We start from the raw sequence: 15543 nt of genomic DNA, 5'->3' as shown, positions 1-15543 counted from the left end.
TCAGAAATGAGCAAACGCAGGAAAGAACGCCCCAGGTTCATTGGGGCATTTTTGGTGGGCCGCGTGACCGGGCCCAGCCGCGTTTGCCTAAGCCTCGTGTCTAGGCGCGATGCCCAGGTGCACAAGATTTGTGTGCACGAGGTTTAGAAAACGCGATCACGCGAGAAGTTTCGATAGTCATCGAGCACCTCATCCTGGAAAGCCGGGACCGCCCAAAACTGGCGATGCGGGCTGCGTAAATCGCAAAAGTGAATCACCCCAACGGGCAATCCGGTCATGACAATGCCACACCATCGCGCGATGGTGGAAGCCATGAAGTTGTGATGCATGGCAGGACTGCTCAAAGCGCGGTATGCTTGCAACACTTGGCATACCCTCACCGACAGCCCCCGCTGCCAGCCCCCGGAGCCGACAATGCGCACCCTCCTGACCTTCATCATCATCATCGTGATCCTTGCAGGGGGTGCTGTTTTTCTGGCGCCTATGTTCATTTCCGCCGACCTTGTGAAGCGCGAGGTTGAGGCGGCGGTGGAAAACGCGACCGGGCGTAAACTCACGATCGCCGGGGATGTCTCGATCAGCGCGTGGCCCGCGCTTGCAGCCAATATTGGCGACGTGACCTTTGCCAATGCGCCGGGCGCTGCCGAGCCGAATATGGCCACCATGAAGCAACTGCGGGCAAAACTCGCGATTATGCCGCTGTTTTCCGGGACCGTGCAGGTGGATGAGTTTGTGCTGAGCGAGCCGGTCATCAATCTGGAAGTCGCCCGCAACGGCAAACCCAACTGGCAGTTTGAGCCTGCGGCGTCTCCCGCAGGTGAGACACCAGCCCCCCAGGATACCGGCGGGCCCAGCGACACCGGCGAGGCCGCAGGTCAGGGCATCACCCCCACCGAAGTGTCGCTGGCCGCCATGACTATTGAAAACGGCCAGATCAGCTATCGCGATACGCAATCCGGCGCGGCCTATACGTTCAGCGATGTGGACGTGACCCTGGCATTGCCCAGCCTCGACCAACAGATGACCGTGGATGGCGTGCTGACATGGAACGGTGAGCGGGTGAATGTGGACGCTGCGGTTGAGCGGCCACGCGCGGTGCTGGACGCGGGCACGACATCAGCCACGATTGCGGTCTCTTCAAATCCGCTGACACTTGATTATTCGGGCGACGTGACATTTGGCTCGGCCCTCGCCACAACGGGCACCGTGGACCTGGAAGTGCCGTCTGTGCGCCAACTTGCCGCCTGGACCGGCAGCCCGATGGCAGAAGGGGGCGGTTTTGGGCCGCTGTCACTCACCGGGCAGCTTGCCAGCGCCGGCAGCCGCTACACTTTCTCCAATGCCACCATGGCGCTTGATGGCATGAACGCCAACGGCAACCTGGTGGTGGAAACATCAGGTGCCCGGCCCAAACTTTCCGGCACGCTGGCGGTCGATCAGATTGATACCAATGTCTATAGCGGCGAAGGTGACGCCGGCTGGAGCACGGAACAGATTGATTTTACCGGCCTCAAGGCCGTGGATGCCAATCTTGATCTGTCTGCGGACGAAATCATTTTCGGCAATATCGTCATTGGCGCCAGTGCGCTTGATCTGGAACTGACCAACGGCCGGCTTGAAGCAGCGCTTGGCAGGATGTCGCTGTATGGGGGCAGCGGCAGCGGCAAGCTGACCCTGAACGGTCGCCAGGCCACACCCTCGCTGGCGGCTAATTTCAACCTGTCCGGCCTTGCCGTGCAGCCGTTCCTGCAGGCGGCAGCAGGCTTTGAGCGGCTGGCGGGTACAGGGCTTTTCAACATTGCCGTAACAACGCAGGGCACCTCGCAGGCCCAGATGGTGAACGCGCTCAACGGCACCGGCAACATTGATTTTCGTAACGGCGCCATCAAGGGCATCAACCTGGCGCAGATCATTCGCACGGCACTGACCAACCCGATTTCGGGATGGAGCAACGCATCATCTGCCGATACTGATTTCAGCGAGCTCAACGGCTCATTCATCATCACCAATGGCGTGCTGGCGAACAACGATCTCAAGATGCTGGGGCCGCTGCTGCGGCTGACTGGCACCGGCAGCACCAACATTGCGGCACAGACCATCAACTATCGGCTGTCGCCCAAGCTGGTGGCCTCCCTTGAAGGTCAGGGCGGCGAGGCCGACAAGAGCGGGCTCAACATTCCGGTGCTTGTGACCGGCACATGGTCGAACCCCAAGTTTGCGCCCGATCTGGCGGCGGTGATTTCCAACCCCACCGAGGTGCTGAAAGGCGTTGAAAGCCTTGAGAAGCTGCAGCCCAAGGACATTATCCGCGGGCTGTTGGGGCAGCAGGAGCCTGCAAACGATAATGCAGCACCCGCAGATGAAGCGGCGCAGGAGGCCGCCCCGGAGCAAAAGCAGCCCAACCCCGAAGAGCTTCTGCGCGGGCTGTTTGGCCGTTAACCAACCCGTTATTCCACAGGCAGTTTGCACGCGGCGGCACTTCGTCTAGGCTTTGCCAAACCGGCTGATTTATTTGCCGGGCAGGAGCCACATGACCGCTGATACCGCCGCGCCGGATACGCTGAACACCACGCCGCAGCCCGCCATGCCGCAGCTCACCATGCCGCAGGCTGATGCGCCACTGGTGCAGTTTCGCGGTGTGCAAAAAACCTATGACGGCGAAACACTGGTGGTAAAAGGTCTGGACCTCGATATTGCGCGCGGCGAGTTTCTGACGCTGCTCGGCCCGTCGGGTTCAGGCAAAACCACCTGTTTGATGATGCTCGCGGGTTTTGAAACGCCAACCGGCGGCGACATTCTGCTGGACGGCGAGCCGATTACGCGGGTGCCGCCGCACAAGCGCGACATCGGCATGGTGTTTCAGAACTACGCGCTGTTTCCCCATATGTCGGTGGCTGAAAACCTCGCCTTCCCGCTCAGGGTCCGCAACAGACCCGCGGCCGAAATTGCTGCGCGGGTGACGGACGCGCTGGACATGGTGGAACTTGAAGACTTCGGCACCCGGATGCCGGGCCAGCTTTCAGGCGGCCAGCAACAGCGCGTGGCCGTGGCCCGCGCGCTGGTGTTTGAACCAAAGCTGGTGTTGATGGACGAACCGCTGGGCGCGCTTGACCGGATGCTGCGCGAACAGATGCAGATTGAAATCAAACGCCTGCACGAGCGGCTGGGCATTACGGTTGTGTATGTCACCCACGATCAGGGTGAGGCGCTGACCATGTCGGACCGCATCGCGGTGTTCAATGACGGCATCATTCAGCAGGTGGACCCGCCTGCCCGCCTTTACGAAAACCCGCAGAACAGTTTTGTGGCGTCGTTCATTGGCGAGAGCAACCGGCTGGCGGGAACTGTAAGCCATATCAATGGCCCGGCCGCGACAGTCACACTGGACGGCGGCGCGGGCGAGATTGCTGCAACGGCGGTTGCCGTGTCGGCCCCGGGTGACCGGGTGTTGCTCTCGGTGCGCCCGGAGCGGGTCCATATTCTGCGTGCGGATGACACCGCACCCTTTGATAATGTGTTTGAGGGTACCGTCCGTGAACTGATTTATTTTGGCGATCATGTGCGGGCGCGCCTGCATGTGGCCGGTAACACTGACTTCATCGTCAAGGTGCCGAACATGGCCGGCACCACCCAGCTTTCGCGCGGCGACACCGTGCGGGTTGGCTGGGCCGCGCGCGACAGCCACGCGCTGGATTTTGTTGAGTTTGAAAGTGATGGGTCGCGGGCCGCTGCTTAGCGCACCTCGCGGTTTCGTTTTTTGGGGAGATGACCACCATGACGCTTTTTCTTTTGCCGCAACCGCCTTTCAAAGTGCGTTTTTTGGGGATGACGGCCGCCCTTGCCCTTGGCCTTGCGGCGTGCGGCGATACCAGCACTGACGATGCGGCTGAACGCCCCGCTGACACTGACACCGCGACCGTAGAAGACGCATCTGCGCCCGACGCCCCTGCAACCCAAGCCTCCGCAGGCGACCAGGTTTTAACCGTGGTCTCATGGGGCGGCGCATACACAAAGGCGCAGGTGGAGGGCTATCACAAGTCATTTATGGAAAAGACCGGCGTCACCATTCAGTCCGAGGACTATGACGGCAACATCGCGCCTATCAAGGCGCAGGTGGAAAGCGGCAATGTGGTGTGGGACGCGGTGGATGTGGAAACCGCCGAAGCGGTGCGTTTGTGTGACGAGGGGCTGACCGAGCCAGTCGATCACAGCGCCCTGCCGCCCGCACCCGACGGCACGCCCGCGCTCAAGGACTTTTTGCCCGGTACGTTATTCGAATGCGCTGTGCCTATTTCAGTGTGGTCCAGCATCATTGCCTATGACGCGTCGAACTATCCGGAAAACCCGCCTTCAACCCTTGAGGACTTTTTCGACCTTGAGGCCTATCCGGGCAAGCGGGGCCTGCGCAAAATCCCGAAGATCAATCTTGAACTGGCGCTGATGGCTGACGGTGTCGCCGCCGAAGATGTATATCAGACACTGCGGACACCTGAAGGGCTTGATCGGGCGTTTGCAAAACTCGACACCATCAAGGGTGACGTCATCTGGTGGGAAGCAGGTGCGCAGCCGCCACAGCTTCTGGCGGACGGCGAAGTCGTGATGACCAACGCCTTCAATGGCCGCATCTTCAATGCCCAGATCACGGAAGGTCAGCCGTTTGAAATCATCTGGGACCGGCAGATTTGGGATCTGGACCTGTGGGTGATGCCCAAGGGCGGCAAGAACACCGATCTGGCCATGGACTTTGTGTCCTACGCCACCTCGACGGAAGGTCTGGTGGGTCAGGCAAGCTGGATTGCCTATGGCCCTGCCCGCGCCTCGTCGCTGCCATTGCTCGGCGCACATGCGGAATATCCCGACGTGGACATGGCTTCCCATATGCCGACCACGCCGGAACGTTTCGCCAATGCGCTTCAAAACGATTATGAGTTCTGGGCGGATTTCAATGACGAACTCGAGCAGCGTTTCAATGCCTGGCTTGCTCAATAGCATTCCTGCCCGGCATTTCATTTTCTTCAAAAATACTGTGTACTGACTATTGAAAGGCCGGAGCGGCGCACTGCTCCGGCCTTCTCGTTTTTGACCAAAAACCGCATGGAACGAACATGATCAAGGCAGAAGATTTCTGGGATAAGGCCGCACCAAAATACGCATTGCAGCCAATACAAAATGAGCGCGCCTATCAGGAGACGTTGGAAGAAACACGCAGACATCTGACATTGAACGATGCGGTTCTTGAGGTCGGATGCGGCACCGGATCAACTGCGCTTCAGCTTGCTGGCAGCGCAGGCCACATCACAGCGACGGACATCTCGGGTAGCATGATTGCAATCGGTCAGGAAAAGGCTGAAAGACTTGGCGTGGCCAATATTACTTTCTTACCCGCCACCTTGACCGATGAGCGCATTCCGCCTGGTCCCTATGACGTCGTGCTGGCGTTCAACTTCCTGCATTTGCTGGACGATGTTCCCGGCGCTGCAAAATCGATCCACACGCTCCTGAAACCCGGCGGCCTCTTCATTTCGAAATCCGCCTGCCTTGGGCGCTACAACGTGTTCTTTCGGATTTTGATCGCCGCTGCACAACTGTTTCGCAAGGCCCCCTATGTCGCCTTCTTCAGCAAGAAGGAACTGGAGGACATGATTTCATCACAGGGTTTCGAGATCATCGACGCGCGGTATTTTGCAGGTGCAAAGAGAAGCTGGTACGTCGTCGCGCGGAAAAAATAGCCCACGTTCCGATATTGCCGCCAACCTGCTAAGAGAATGATCTGGTGATCTGCCAGTGATTTTCGGTCAGCACCGCCTCGCGTTTCGTTTGTTTCCGGATCAATCGCATGACCGCTGCCGATGCAGCCGCCGTTTCTGCACCCGACCCCGAACTGAAGCGGCAGCTTCAACGGGCAAACCGGCACGCGCGCTGGAAGGCGCTGGGGCTCGTTGCGCCGCTGCTCATTTTCCTGCTGATTACCTTCATTGTACCTATTTTTTCCATGCTCACCCGCAGCGCGTATGCGCCGGTATTTTCGCAGGTGATGCCGCAGGTAAGTCAGGTTATTGAGCAGTGGAGCGGCGACGGCGTGCCGGACGAGGCTGTGTATGCAGCCCTCGTGGACGACATGCGCGTTGCCCGCGCCAACCGCACCATTGGTCAGGCGGCAACGCGCCTCAACTACGAAATGCCCGGCACGCGCTCGCTGTTCATGCAAACCGCCCGCCGCGCGGCTGACCTTGAAGCACCCTATACCCAGACACTGCCAGCCCTTGATGACCGCTGGGCTCAGCGTGACCTGTGGGCAGCAATCTCGCGCGTATCGAAGCCCGTAACGCCGATATTTTATCTGTCCGCGATTGACCGCACGCTGGATGCGGACGGAAACATCGTGCTCAACGCGGAAGAGCAGCGGCTGTATGTACAGTTGTTCTGGCGCACCTTGTGGGTGTCGGCCCTGGTGATGGTACTGTGCCTGGTGCTGGGGTTTCCCATTGCCTACCTGATGGCGCATATGCCACCCGCCCGCGCCAACCTGCTGATGATACTGGTGCTGCTGCCGTTCTGGACATCGCTCCTTGTACGGACAACCGCATGGATAGCCATGCTGCAAACCCAAGGCGTACTCAATGACCTTATGGTGTGGTCCGGCATTATTTCCGACGGCGGGCGTGTGCAGCTTATCTACAACCAGATCGGCACACTGGTGGCGATGACGCATATTCTGCTGCCGTTTACGGTGCTGCCGCTATATGCGGTGATGCGTGGCATTCCGCCGTCGCTCACCCGTGCGGCACAGTCGCTTGGGGCAAGCGCATCAACGGCGTTTTTCAAAGTCTATCTGCCACTGACAGCGCCGGGCATCGGGGCAGGTGCCGTGCTCGTTTTCATTCTGGCAGTGGGGTACTACATCACGCCGGCGCTCGTGGGCGGGCGCACCGGGCAACTGATTTCAAATCTCATCGCGTTTCACATGCAGGAAAGCCTCAACTGGGGGCTGGCCGCGGCGCTGGGTGCCATATTGCTGGCGGGCGTACTGGCACTTTACTGGCTGTATGACCGACTGGTGGGCGTTGACAAGATGAGGCTTGGCTGATGCCGCCACCCATTTATGCAAGCACTGGTGAGCGCGCCTGGTATTATGGCTTTCGCGTTATGTGCGCGGCGATTTTTGTTTTTTTGATCGCGCCGCTGCTCATCATCGTGCCGCTGTCGTTCAACGCCCAGCCCTACTTTACCTTCACGCCGCAAATGCTGGCGCTGGAACCCGACGCATTTTCCATGCGCTGGTACCGCGACATTTTTGAAAACGACCAGTGGCTGCATTCAATCCGCAACAGTTTTGTTATCGGTATTGCCGCCACGCTGATGGCAACGGGCCTCGGCACACTCGCAGCGCTTGGACTTGCAAGCCCCGCCATGCCCTATCGACGCACCATCATGGCAGTGCTGATTTCGCCGATGATCGTGCCGATCATTATTACCGCCACCGGCATGTATTTTTTCTATTCAGCCGTCGGGCTGGCCCAAACTCATCTGGGCATCATTCTGGCGCATACGGCACTGGGCATTCCGTTTGTCATCATTACCGTCACCGCAACGCTTGCGGGCTATGACCATAACCTCACGCGCGCCGCACAGTCGCTTGGCGCCCCGCCGCACACAGCCTTTTTCAAGGTGACAATGCCGATCATCCTGCCCGGCGTTGTGTCCGGCGGGTTGTTTGCGTTTGTCACCTCGTTTGACGAAGTGGTGGTGGTGCTGTTCATGGCGGGATTTGAAGAGCGGACAATCCCGCGGCAGATGTGGGCGGGCATCCGCGAGCAGATTTCACCCACCATTCTGGCAGTCGCCACATCTTTGGTGATCGTCTCGATCGCGCTGCTTACGGCCGTTGAACTGCTGCGGCGGCGCTCGGAACGGATGCGCGGCATTAGCTGACGGTCCAGTAACAGGCGCTGAGCGCGCCCGGCGCGTGCCCGCCCCCCCTATTTCGTCAACCCCGCTTAAACGGTTATAAGTTAAACAGACGGTGTGCAGCGCTCACACCACACGGAGGCGGGCGCTCAATCAGGCTTGGGGAAGCCGGCAATGCTGTTTGATCTGGTGTCTGTTCTTTGGCGGCTTGCTGCGGTTTCTGCGGCAATTGCGGTCGTGCTTCACCTGCTGGGAACGGATGCAACCTCCGTGCTGGCACAAATCGGCGCGACACCCGCCGACATCGGCAACCTCATTGCGCGCGGCTGGAACCTGGCCCTGCCCAACCTGATGCTGGGCATTGTGGTGATCATTCCCCTGTGGCTGATCGTTTTCATGATGCGCCCGCCACGCAACTAGGCTGAATATCTCCCTAAAACCTCTGGCATATACGCGCATTCGTGGTTAACGTTTGCGCCGCGTGGGATACCTAATCCACAGAAATCCAGGGAGATTTTCTATGCGACTTCTTAAGAGCGCGGCGCTTGCCGCATTGTTGACCGGCGCGGGCGCTGTTGCTGCTTTCGCAAACGTTGGCGCGGGCCTTGTTGGCAACTCGGTGACACTCACCGGCCCCGACGGCGCTGTTGTCATGCTGCACTATCCCGATGCCTCATCGGTTGAGCGTCAGCTTCCCGACGGCACCACCTCCAGCGGCACATGGACGGTCAACGGGCAGGACATCTGCACAACCTTCGAAGGTGAGCCGGAAGCCTGCGTGACGGTGACGGAAGAAGCACCTGCTGTTGGTGCATCCGGCGAGATTCCCGGCGAAGCGGGCGTCAGCACATGGGCTGTGACCGAAGGCAAAGCTTTCTAGAATCTGCACCCGGATTTGATATCAAACGGCGGTTCCCTGTTGCAGGGTGCCGCCGTTTTTGTGCGCAAAAGAAAATATCAGTCTTTAGGGCCAAACCGTTTGGTCAGCTCCATGCCCAGCATGGTGCCTGCAACAGCCCCCACAATGAGCGGCACCCAGGTTTCGCCGATTGCATAAAGAACCGCAGCGCCAATCAACAGGACAACATTGATAATGATCGCGCCCATTTGAGTTCCTTTCCTGCGTCATTGCGGCAACCACGGCATGGCCTCTTGCCCCGACCCGGCCCGCACGGCACCCTACCACCTATCACAGTACTCAGGATGCCGAACAGGACCCCCCGATGTCAGCCCCAAAAATCAGAAAGCTGCTTGTTGCCAACCGGAGTGAAATCGCCATCCGCGTGATGCGCGCCGCCGCCGAACGCGACATTAAGACGGTCGCCGTTTATTCCGAGCAGGACAGGCTGGCGCTGCACCGGTTCAAGGCAGACGAAAGCTATCTGATCGGCGAAGGCCGCGGGCCGGTTGAGGCCTATCTGTCGATTGACGAAATGATCCGCGTTGCAAAGGACGCAGGCGCCGATGCCATCCACCCCGGCTACGGTTTCCTGTCAGAGCGGCCTGACTTTGTTGAAGCCTGCGCTGACGCAGGCATCATCTTTGTGGGTCCACCGGCTGAGGTAATGAAGCGTCTTGGCAACAAGGTTTCAGCCCGCAACCTCGCCATTGAAGCCGGTGTGCCGGTGGTGCCTGCCTCTGATGCATTGCCTGAAGATCTTGATGAAGTGGCGGTCATCGCCGAACAAGTTGGCTATCCGCTGATGCTCAAGGCAAGCTGGGGCGGCGGTGGCCGCGGTATGCGACGGATATACTCCGCAAAGGAGTTAAAATCACAGGTGCAGGCCGGGCGCAGCGAAGCCAAGGCGGCGTTTGGCAATGACGAAGTATATCTGGAAAAACTGGTGGAACGCGCCCGCCACGTGGAAGTGCAGTTGCTGGGCGACGCCCACGGCAACGTCATTCACCTGTTTGAACGCGACTGCTCGGTGCAGCGGCGCAACCAGAAAGTGGTAGAGCGCGCGCCCGCCCCCTATCTCAATGAGGCACAGCGCCATGAGGTATGTGAGGCAGCCCTCAAGCTGGCGCGCGCCGCCAATTACCAAAGTGCGGGCACGGCTGAGTTCCTGATGGATATGGCCACCGGCGCGTTTTATTTCATCGAGGTAAACCCGCGCATTCAGGTGGAGCACACCGTTACCGAGGAAGTGACCGGCGTTGACGTTGTGAAAGCGCAGCTTGCCGTTGCCGAAGGCGCCAGGATTGGCGATGGGCGCATTCCCGTGCAGGCGGACGTCCACCTTAACGGCCACGCCATGCAGTGCCGCATCACCACCGAAGACCCGGAACAAAACTTCATTCCCGACCACGGCCGCATTCAGATTTATCGTGGGGCCAACGGCTTTGGCATTAGGCTGGACGGCGGCACGGCCTATTCAGGCGCGCTTATCACGCGCTACTACGACAGCCTGCTGGAGAAAGTGACGGCGTGGGCACCAACGCAGGATGAGTGCATCAAGCGGATGCGCCGCGCGCTGGGCGAGTTTCGTATTCGCGGCGTACAGACCAATATCATCTTTCTGGAAAACCTGATCGACCACCCGGAGTTTCTGGCGCTCAACTATTCAACCCGCTTCATTGATGAAACACCGGAGCTGTTTGAGTTCACGCCCCGCCGCGACAGGGCCACCCGGCTGCTGCGCTTCATCAGCGAAGTCACCGTCAATGGCAACGCCGAAGTGAAAGAGGCCGCGCACACCGTGTCGCGCGCCACTGTGCATCCGCCCCGCGCCGCCGTGCCAGCAGCACCGGACGGCACCAGACAACTGCTGGACACGCTGGGGCCCGAAAAGTTCGGCCGGTGGATGCGCGACCAGAAGCGCCTGCTGATTACCGACACCACCATGCGGGACGCGCACCAGTCGTTGCTCGCCACCCGAATGCGGACCAAGGACATTGTGGCGATTGCGCCCTATATGTCGCGTGCCCTGCCGGAACTTTTGTCTGTTGAGTGCTGGGGCGGCGCCACGTTTGACGTAGCCATGCGCTTTTTGCACGAAGACCCGTGGTCGCGGCTGCACCAGTTGCGCGAGGCCATGCCCAACGTCCTCACACAAATGCTGCTGCGCTCTGCCAATGCGGTGGGCTACACCAACTATCCCGACAATGTAGTGCGTTACTTCATTGATCGCGCGGCGGATGCGGGCATTGATCTGTTCCGGGTGTTTGACTGCCTCAACGTGGCAGAAAACATGGTGCCTGCAATTGAGGAAGTGGCGCGCACGGGCAAGCTGTGTGAAGCCGCCATCTGCTATTCGGGCGACTTGACCAACCCGAACGAAACCAAGTTCACGCTGCCGTACTATCTTGATCTCGCAAAACAGTTTGAGGCTGCCGGCGCGCACGTGATCGGCATCAAGGATATGGCCGGGCTGTGCAAGCCCGACGCCGTGCGCCAGCTCGTGACAGCACTGCGCCAGGAAACCGACCTGCCGATCCATTTCCACACCCACGACACATCAGGCGCTGCCGCCGCCAGTGTGCTGGCCGCGTCCGAAGCAGGCGTTGACGCCGTGGATGCTGCCATCGACTCCATGTCGGGTGTGACCTCGCAGCCCAATCTTGGCTCCATTGCTGCAGCCCTTCGTCACGGCGAGCGCGACACCGGCCTTGATCCGGACGCACTGATTGCCGTTACCACCTATTGGGAGCAGGTCCGCAAATATTACCGGCCCTATGAGAGCGATATCCGTGCCGGCACGTCCGACGTGTATCGTCATGAAATCCCCGGTGGTCAGTACACGAACCTTCGCCAGCAGGCCAAGGCTATGGGGCTGGACCATCGCTGGCCGGAAGTGGCGGGCGCTTATGCCGCCGTCAACAAGCTGCTGGGCAACATCGTGAAGGTCACGCCCTCCTCCAAGGTGGTGGGTGATCTGGCGCTCTATATGATGTCGTCGGGCCTCACCGTTGAGGACGTGCTGGACCCCGACAAGGACATTGCGTTTCCTGAAAGCGTCATTCAGCTTCTCAACGGCGAACTGGGCACGCCGCCTGGTGGCTTCCCCGACGACATCACGGCGCGCGTGCTTAAAGGCAAGAAGCCGCTGACCGGTCGCCCCGGTGCGCATCTGCCCGCCGCTGACCTTGAAGCCGAGCGCGCAACAGCGGCGGAAACCGCAGGACGCGAGATCAATGACGAGGATCTGGCGTCATATCTGATGTATCCCAAGGTCTTCACGGACTTTGCCAAACATCACACAGACCATGGCGACGTGGAGGTGCTGCCCAGCCCGGTATTTTTCACCGGCATGGAAGTGGGTGAGGAGATTTCCGTCCACATCGACAAGGGCAAGACGCTGGTAATCCGCTGTCTGGGTGTGTCGGAAGCCGACCAGGAAGGCTACCGGCGGGTATTCTTTGAGCTGAACGGTCAGCCGCGTCAGGAAAAAGTGCTGGATACGCATCTGGCAGCGCCTGCCGCCGAACGGCCCAAGGCGGATGCGGCCAACCCCAACCATGTGGGCGCACCCATGCCGGGGCTGGTGGTTCAGATTTCGGTCAAACCGGGCGACTCAGTTAAAACCGGGGACACGCTCGTCGCGCTTGAAGCCATGAAGATGCAAACCACCGTCACCGCAGAGCGCGACGGGGTGATTGCAGACCTCATGGTTGAGCCGGGCATCACCATTGACGCGAAAGACCTGATTATGACGTTCAAGGATGTCTGAACCCGCCCACGTCGTCCCACCACCTGTTGACACTCAGCTTGACCAGTCAAGGGCGCTGCTCAAGACCGTATTCGGCTTTGATGCATTTCGTCCGGGTCAGGAAGAAATAGTCTCCTCCATTCTTGAGGGCAAGGACGTGCTGGCGATCATGCCGACGGGAGCTGGCAAATCGCTGTGCTATCAGCTTCCCGCACTGATGCGCGACGGGCTGACGGTGGTTGTCTCGCCACTGATTGCGCTGATGCGCGACCAGGTTGCTGCGCTGCAGGCCAACGGCGTGGAAGCAGGCGCGCTGACCTCCAACACGGACCCCTACGAGGCCGAGCGCATTCATCAGGCCATTGATGACGGCGTGCTCAAACTGCTGTTCATGGCACCCGAACGACTGTCGATTGCCGGCGGGCTGTTGCAGCGTGCGGGTGTGTCGATGCTGGCGATTGACGAGGCGCACTGCGTCAGCCAGTGGGGGCATGACTTCCGGCCTGACTATCTCAAAATCGGCGTGCTGCGTGACCAGTTAAGCGCGCAGCTTGGGCATATACAGATCACAGCGTTTACGGCGACTGCGGACGAAGAAACCCGCAGCGAGATTGCCTCCAAGCTTTTTGCACAAACGCCGCGTGTATTTCTGGGCGGCTTTGACCGGCCAAATCTGTATCTGGCGTTTGAACCCAAGGACCAGCCGCGCCGTCAGGTGGCAGATTTTGTGGCGCAGCACGAAGGCCAGGCGGGCATCATCTATTGCTCGTCGCGCGCGCGCACTGAAAAGCTGGCAGATGATCTGCAAAGCAAGGGTGTTGAGGCGCTGGCTTATCATGCGGGGCTGGACGCCGAAACACGGCAGATCAGGCAGGACCGGTTCACCCGTGAGGACGGCATTGTGATGGTGGCGACGGTTGCGTTCGGCATGGGCATCGACAAGCCCGACGTGCGCTTTGTGGTGCATGCCGACCTGCCCAAGAGCATGGAAAGCTATTATCAGGAGGTGGGGCGCGCGGGCCGCGACGGGTTGCCCGCCGATACGCTGACGCTGTTTGGCGTGGACGACATCAAGCTGCGGCGCCTGCAGATTGATGACAGTGACGCGCCCGAAGACCGCCGACGCGCCGACCACCAGCGGCTGAATGCACTGCTGGCCCTGGCGGAAGCACCCGCCTGCCGCCGTCGGGTGTTGTTGCAGTTTTTTGGCGAGATGGATCATCCCCCCTGCGGTAACTGCGACCAGTGCAAGACGCCGCCCAAAACCTATGACGGGACGCAGGACGCACAAAAGGCGTTGTCCGCGATGGTGCGCACCGGCGAGCGGTTTGGCCTTGAACATCTTATCGCCGTGCTGCGCGGTGAAGACACCGACCGCGTGCGCGCCCTGCGCCACACGCAACTGCCAACCTATGGGGTGGGCGCTGACTACGACAAACACCAGTGGCGCGATCTGTATCGCCAGCTGTTTGCGCTGGGCCTCACCAGCGTGGACCCGCAATATGGGTCATGGCAGGTGACGCAGGCAGGCTGGGCCGTTCTCAAGGACAACGACACTGTTGAGCTGCGCCAGCCGCCCGCCAAACCGGAGCGGCGGCGCGCAACAAGCAAGGCCAGCAAGACCGGCCGCAAACCCGCCATGCCCGTTGACCTGTCAGAACGCGACGGCGAACTGCTGCTGGCCCTCAAAGCCAAACGCACGCACCTCGCCAAGGCGCAGAACGTGCCAGCGTATGTTATTTTCCCCGACAAAACGCTGGTGGAAATGGCCATGGCCCGCCCAAGCTCGCTGGACGAAATGGCCGAGATTGGCGGCGTCGGCGCGCGGAAACTGGAAAAGTATGGGGCGGTGTTTTTGGAGGTTGTGCAGAGTGCTTAAGCAACCTGCGTAACCTGCCTTATACTTCTCGCACGCTTCGCGGTCGTGCTGGCAGCCGCCACATCCAGCTCATAGGTTTTTTGCAGATTGAGCCAGAACTCCGGCGTGGTGCCAAGCGCCTTGCCCAGCAAAATCGCCGTCTCGCCGGTAATGGCCCGCTTGCCTGCAATGATTGAGGTGAGCCGGTTGGACGGCACACCAATATGGCGGGCGAGTGCGCTGGCAGACAGGCCAAGTTCCTGCAAAAAACCTTCTTTAAGCATCTCGCCGGGGTGCAGCGGTTGGCGGGCCATCAGATTTTCCTCACTCAATGGTAGTCAACGATTTCGACGTCATGGGCATCACCGTCTTTCCAGACAAAGCAGATGCGCCACTGGTGATCGATACGGATAGAATGCTGTCCGCGCCTGTCGCCCTTCAGAGCTTCGAGGCGGTTGCCCGGCGGCACGCGCAAGTCGTCAAGAAGATGGCTCGCATCAATGCGGCGAAGCTGTATCAAAGCGCGACGGGCAATGGTGCCAAACTTCCGACTGCGCTGGCCCAGATAGACTTTCTGGCAGTCTTTGTCCCGGAACGAAATTATTGCCATATCGCCGACCCAATTTATACGTATTACGTATCACGTATTTTCCGTGCCTGCAAGATCACACATGCTGATCAATCAGCACCGGGTTGCCGTCGGGGTCAACGAGGGTGATGTGGGCGGGGCCGGTGGTGGTTTCGTCGGTTTCTTCGATGAGGGTGATGCCGTCTGCCTTGAGTGCTTTCTGGATGTTGCGGACGTCTTTGAAATCATCCAGCGTGTTACCTTGGGCGTCCCAGCCGGGATTGAAGGTCAGGGTGTTTTTTTCGAACATGCCCTGGAAAAGACCGATGGTGGCTGAGGGGCTGGCGAGGATGAGGAAGTTGTGCGCTTCGTCGCCGCCGATGACGGCGAAGCCCAGCTTCTCGTAGAAGGCGCGTGAGGCCTTGAGGTTTTTGACGGCGAGGCTGACTGAGAAATTTCCCAGATCGAGTTGGCGTTCCATGGCGGGCACGCTCCCTGATATTTATGCGACAGGGAGCGTGACGGTGCTTGGCGCTTTGCGCAAGCGGGCTGTGGGTGGT

14 protein-coding genes are annotated in these 15543 nt (G+C 59.8%); 10 read left to right on the top strand and 4 right to left on the bottom strand.

Features of this window, described 5'->3' with window-relative positions; genetic code table 11:
* The first annotated feature begins 414 nt into the window (after positions 1–414).
* The 8 genes from RIB87_RS15420 to RIB87_RS15385 all read left to right on the top strand — a co-directional run bounded on the left by RIB87_RS15420 (position 415) and on the right by RIB87_RS15385 (position 8788).
* Positions 415–2439 carry an AsmA family protein gene (locus RIB87_RS15420; RefSeq protein WP_350148334.1) on the top strand — a complete coding sequence of 675 codons (2025 nt, stop codon included), beginning with the start codon at positions 415–417 and terminating at the stop codon, positions 2437–2439.
* 160 nt (positions 2440–2599) lie between these two features.
* Entirely contained in the window at positions 2600–3736 is a 1137-nt protein-coding gene (locus tag RIB87_RS15415) for an ABC transporter ATP-binding protein (protein WP_350148363.1), read from the top strand.
* Between the two features lie 38 nt (positions 3737–3774).
* Positions 3775–4989 (top strand): ABC transporter substrate-binding protein, encoded by a 1215-nt coding sequence (locus RIB87_RS15410; protein ID WP_350148332.1) that lies wholly within the window; start codon positions 3775–3777, stop codon positions 4987–4989.
* A gap of 116 nt (positions 4990–5105) precedes the next feature.
* The gene (locus tag RIB87_RS15405) at positions 5106–5729 is read left to right on the top strand and encodes a class I SAM-dependent methyltransferase (RefSeq protein ID WP_350148330.1); all 624 of its coding nucleotides are present in this window, start codon (positions 5106–5108) and stop codon (positions 5727–5729) included.
* Between the two features lie 107 nt (positions 5730–5836).
* Positions 5837–7087 (top strand): ABC transporter permease, encoded by a 1251-nt coding sequence (locus tag RIB87_RS15400; RefSeq protein ID WP_350148328.1) that lies wholly within the window; start codon positions 5837–5839, stop codon positions 7085–7087.
* Complete coding sequence (locus RIB87_RS15395; RefSeq protein WP_350148326.1) at positions 7087–7932, top strand: ABC transporter permease; 846 nt, start codon at positions 7087–7089, stop codon at positions 7930–7932. Before RIB87_RS15400 ends, RIB87_RS15395 begins: the two co-directional genes overlap by 1 nt.
* 150 nt (positions 7933–8082) lie before the next feature.
* Positions 8083–8328 (top strand): hypothetical protein, encoded by a 246-nt coding sequence (locus RIB87_RS15390; RefSeq protein ID WP_350148324.1) that lies wholly within the window; start codon positions 8083–8085, stop codon positions 8326–8328.
* Positions 8329–8428: 100 nt separating this feature from the next.
* Positions 8429–8788 (top strand): hypothetical protein, encoded by a 360-nt coding sequence (locus RIB87_RS15385; RefSeq protein WP_350148322.1) that lies wholly within the window; start codon positions 8429–8431, stop codon positions 8786–8788.
* Positions 8789–8865: 77 nt separating this feature from the next.
* Here the strand turns inward: RIB87_RS15385 and RIB87_RS15380 are convergent, their stop codons facing one another.
* Positions 8866–9015 (bottom strand): hypothetical protein, encoded by a 150-nt coding sequence (locus tag RIB87_RS15380; protein ID WP_350148319.1) that lies wholly within the window; start codon positions 9013–9015, stop codon positions 8866–8868.
* 116 nt (positions 9016–9131) lie between these two features.
* On the opposite strand from RIB87_RS15380, the gene RIB87_RS15375 reads away from it, so the two are divergent.
* The gene (locus RIB87_RS15375; RefSeq protein ID WP_350148317.1) at positions 9132–12578 is read left to right on the top strand and encodes a pyruvate carboxylase; all 3447 of its coding nucleotides are present in this window, start codon (positions 9132–9134) and stop codon (positions 12576–12578) included.
* Positions 12571–14436, top strand: coding sequence for a DNA helicase RecQ (gene recQ / locus RIB87_RS15370; RefSeq protein WP_350148315.1), 1866 nt, complete (start codon positions 12571–12573; stop codon positions 14434–14436). The genes RIB87_RS15375 and recQ overlap by 8 nt, the downstream gene beginning before the upstream one ends.
* Here the strand turns inward: recQ and RIB87_RS15365 are convergent.
* The 3 genes from RIB87_RS15365 to RIB87_RS15355 are packed head-to-tail and all read right to left on the bottom strand — an operon-like array spanning position 14433 to position 15464.
* On the bottom strand, positions 14433–14729 hold the full coding sequence (locus RIB87_RS15365) for a HigA family addiction module antitoxin (RefSeq protein ID WP_350148313.1): 297 nt from the start codon (positions 14727–14729) through the stop codon (positions 14433–14435). The genes recQ and RIB87_RS15365 overlap by 4 nt on opposite strands.
* A gap of 14 nt (positions 14730–14743) precedes the next feature.
* Positions 14744–15025 carry a type II toxin-antitoxin system RelE/ParE family toxin gene (locus tag RIB87_RS15360; RefSeq protein WP_350148310.1) on the bottom strand — a complete coding sequence of 94 codons (282 nt, stop codon included), beginning with the start codon at positions 15023–15025 and terminating at the stop codon, positions 14744–14746.
* A gap of 55 nt (positions 15026–15080) precedes the next feature.
* The gene (locus RIB87_RS15355) at positions 15081–15464 is read right to left on the bottom strand and encodes a VOC family protein (protein WP_350148308.1); all 384 of its coding nucleotides are present in this window, start codon (positions 15462–15464) and stop codon (positions 15081–15083) included.
* Positions 15465–15543 lie beyond the last annotated feature (79 nt).

This window comes from Pyruvatibacter sp., from assembly GCF_040219635.1.
Classification (GTDB): domain Bacteria; phylum Pseudomonadota; class Alphaproteobacteria; order CGMCC-115125; family CGMCC-115125; genus Pyruvatibacter.
Note: the sequence above shows the minus strand (reverse complement) of the source record. Positions and strands in the feature narration are given on the sequence as shown.

Excerpts from the sequence above, each read along its gene's own strand:
- RIB87_RS15420 (WP_350148334.1), top strand. The coding sequence starts at position 415 with ATGCGCACCCTCCTGACCTTCATCATCATCATCGTGATCCTTGCAGGG.
- RIB87_RS15415 (WP_350148363.1), top strand. The coding sequence starts at position 2,600 with ATGCCGCAGGCTGATGCGCCACTGGTGCAGTTTCGCGGTGTGCAAAAA.
- RIB87_RS15410 (WP_350148332.1), top strand. The coding sequence starts at position 3,775 with ATGACGCTTTTTCTTTTGCCGCAACCGCCTTTCAAAGTGCGTTTTTTG.
- RIB87_RS15405 (WP_350148330.1), top strand. The coding sequence starts at position 5,106 with ATGATCAAGGCAGAAGATTTCTGGGATAAGGCCGCACCAAAATACGCA.
- RIB87_RS15400 (WP_350148328.1), top strand. The coding sequence starts at position 5,837 with ATGACCGCTGCCGATGCAGCCGCCGTTTCTGCACCCGACCCCGAACTG.
- RIB87_RS15395 (WP_350148326.1), top strand. The coding sequence starts at position 7,087 with ATGCCGCCACCCATTTATGCAAGCACTGGTGAGCGCGCCTGGTATTAT.
- RIB87_RS15390 (WP_350148324.1), top strand. The coding sequence starts at position 8,083 with ATGCTGTTTGATCTGGTGTCTGTTCTTTGGCGGCTTGCTGCGGTTTCT.
- RIB87_RS15385 (WP_350148322.1), top strand. The coding sequence starts at position 8,429 with ATGCGACTTCTTAAGAGCGCGGCGCTTGCCGCATTGTTGACCGGCGCG.
- RIB87_RS15380 (WP_350148319.1), bottom strand. The coding sequence starts at position 9,015 with ATGGGCGCGATCATTATCAATGTTGTCCTGTTGATTGGCGCTGCGGTT.
- RIB87_RS15375 (WP_350148317.1), top strand. The coding sequence starts at position 9,132 with ATGTCAGCCCCAAAAATCAGAAAGCTGCTTGTTGCCAACCGGAGTGAA.
- recQ (WP_350148315.1), top strand. The coding sequence starts at position 12,571 with ATGTCTGAACCCGCCCACGTCGTCCCACCACCTGTTGACACTCAGCTT.
- RIB87_RS15365 (WP_350148313.1), bottom strand. The coding sequence starts at position 14,729 with ATGGCCCGCCAACCGCTGCACCCCGGCGAGATGCTTAAAGAAGGTTTT.
- RIB87_RS15360 (WP_350148310.1), bottom strand. The coding sequence starts at position 15,025 with ATGGCAATAATTTCGTTCCGGGACAAAGACTGCCAGAAAGTCTATCTG.
- RIB87_RS15355 (WP_350148308.1), bottom strand. The coding sequence starts at position 15,464 with ATGGAACGCCAACTCGATCTGGGAAATTTCTCAGTCAGCCTCGCCGTC.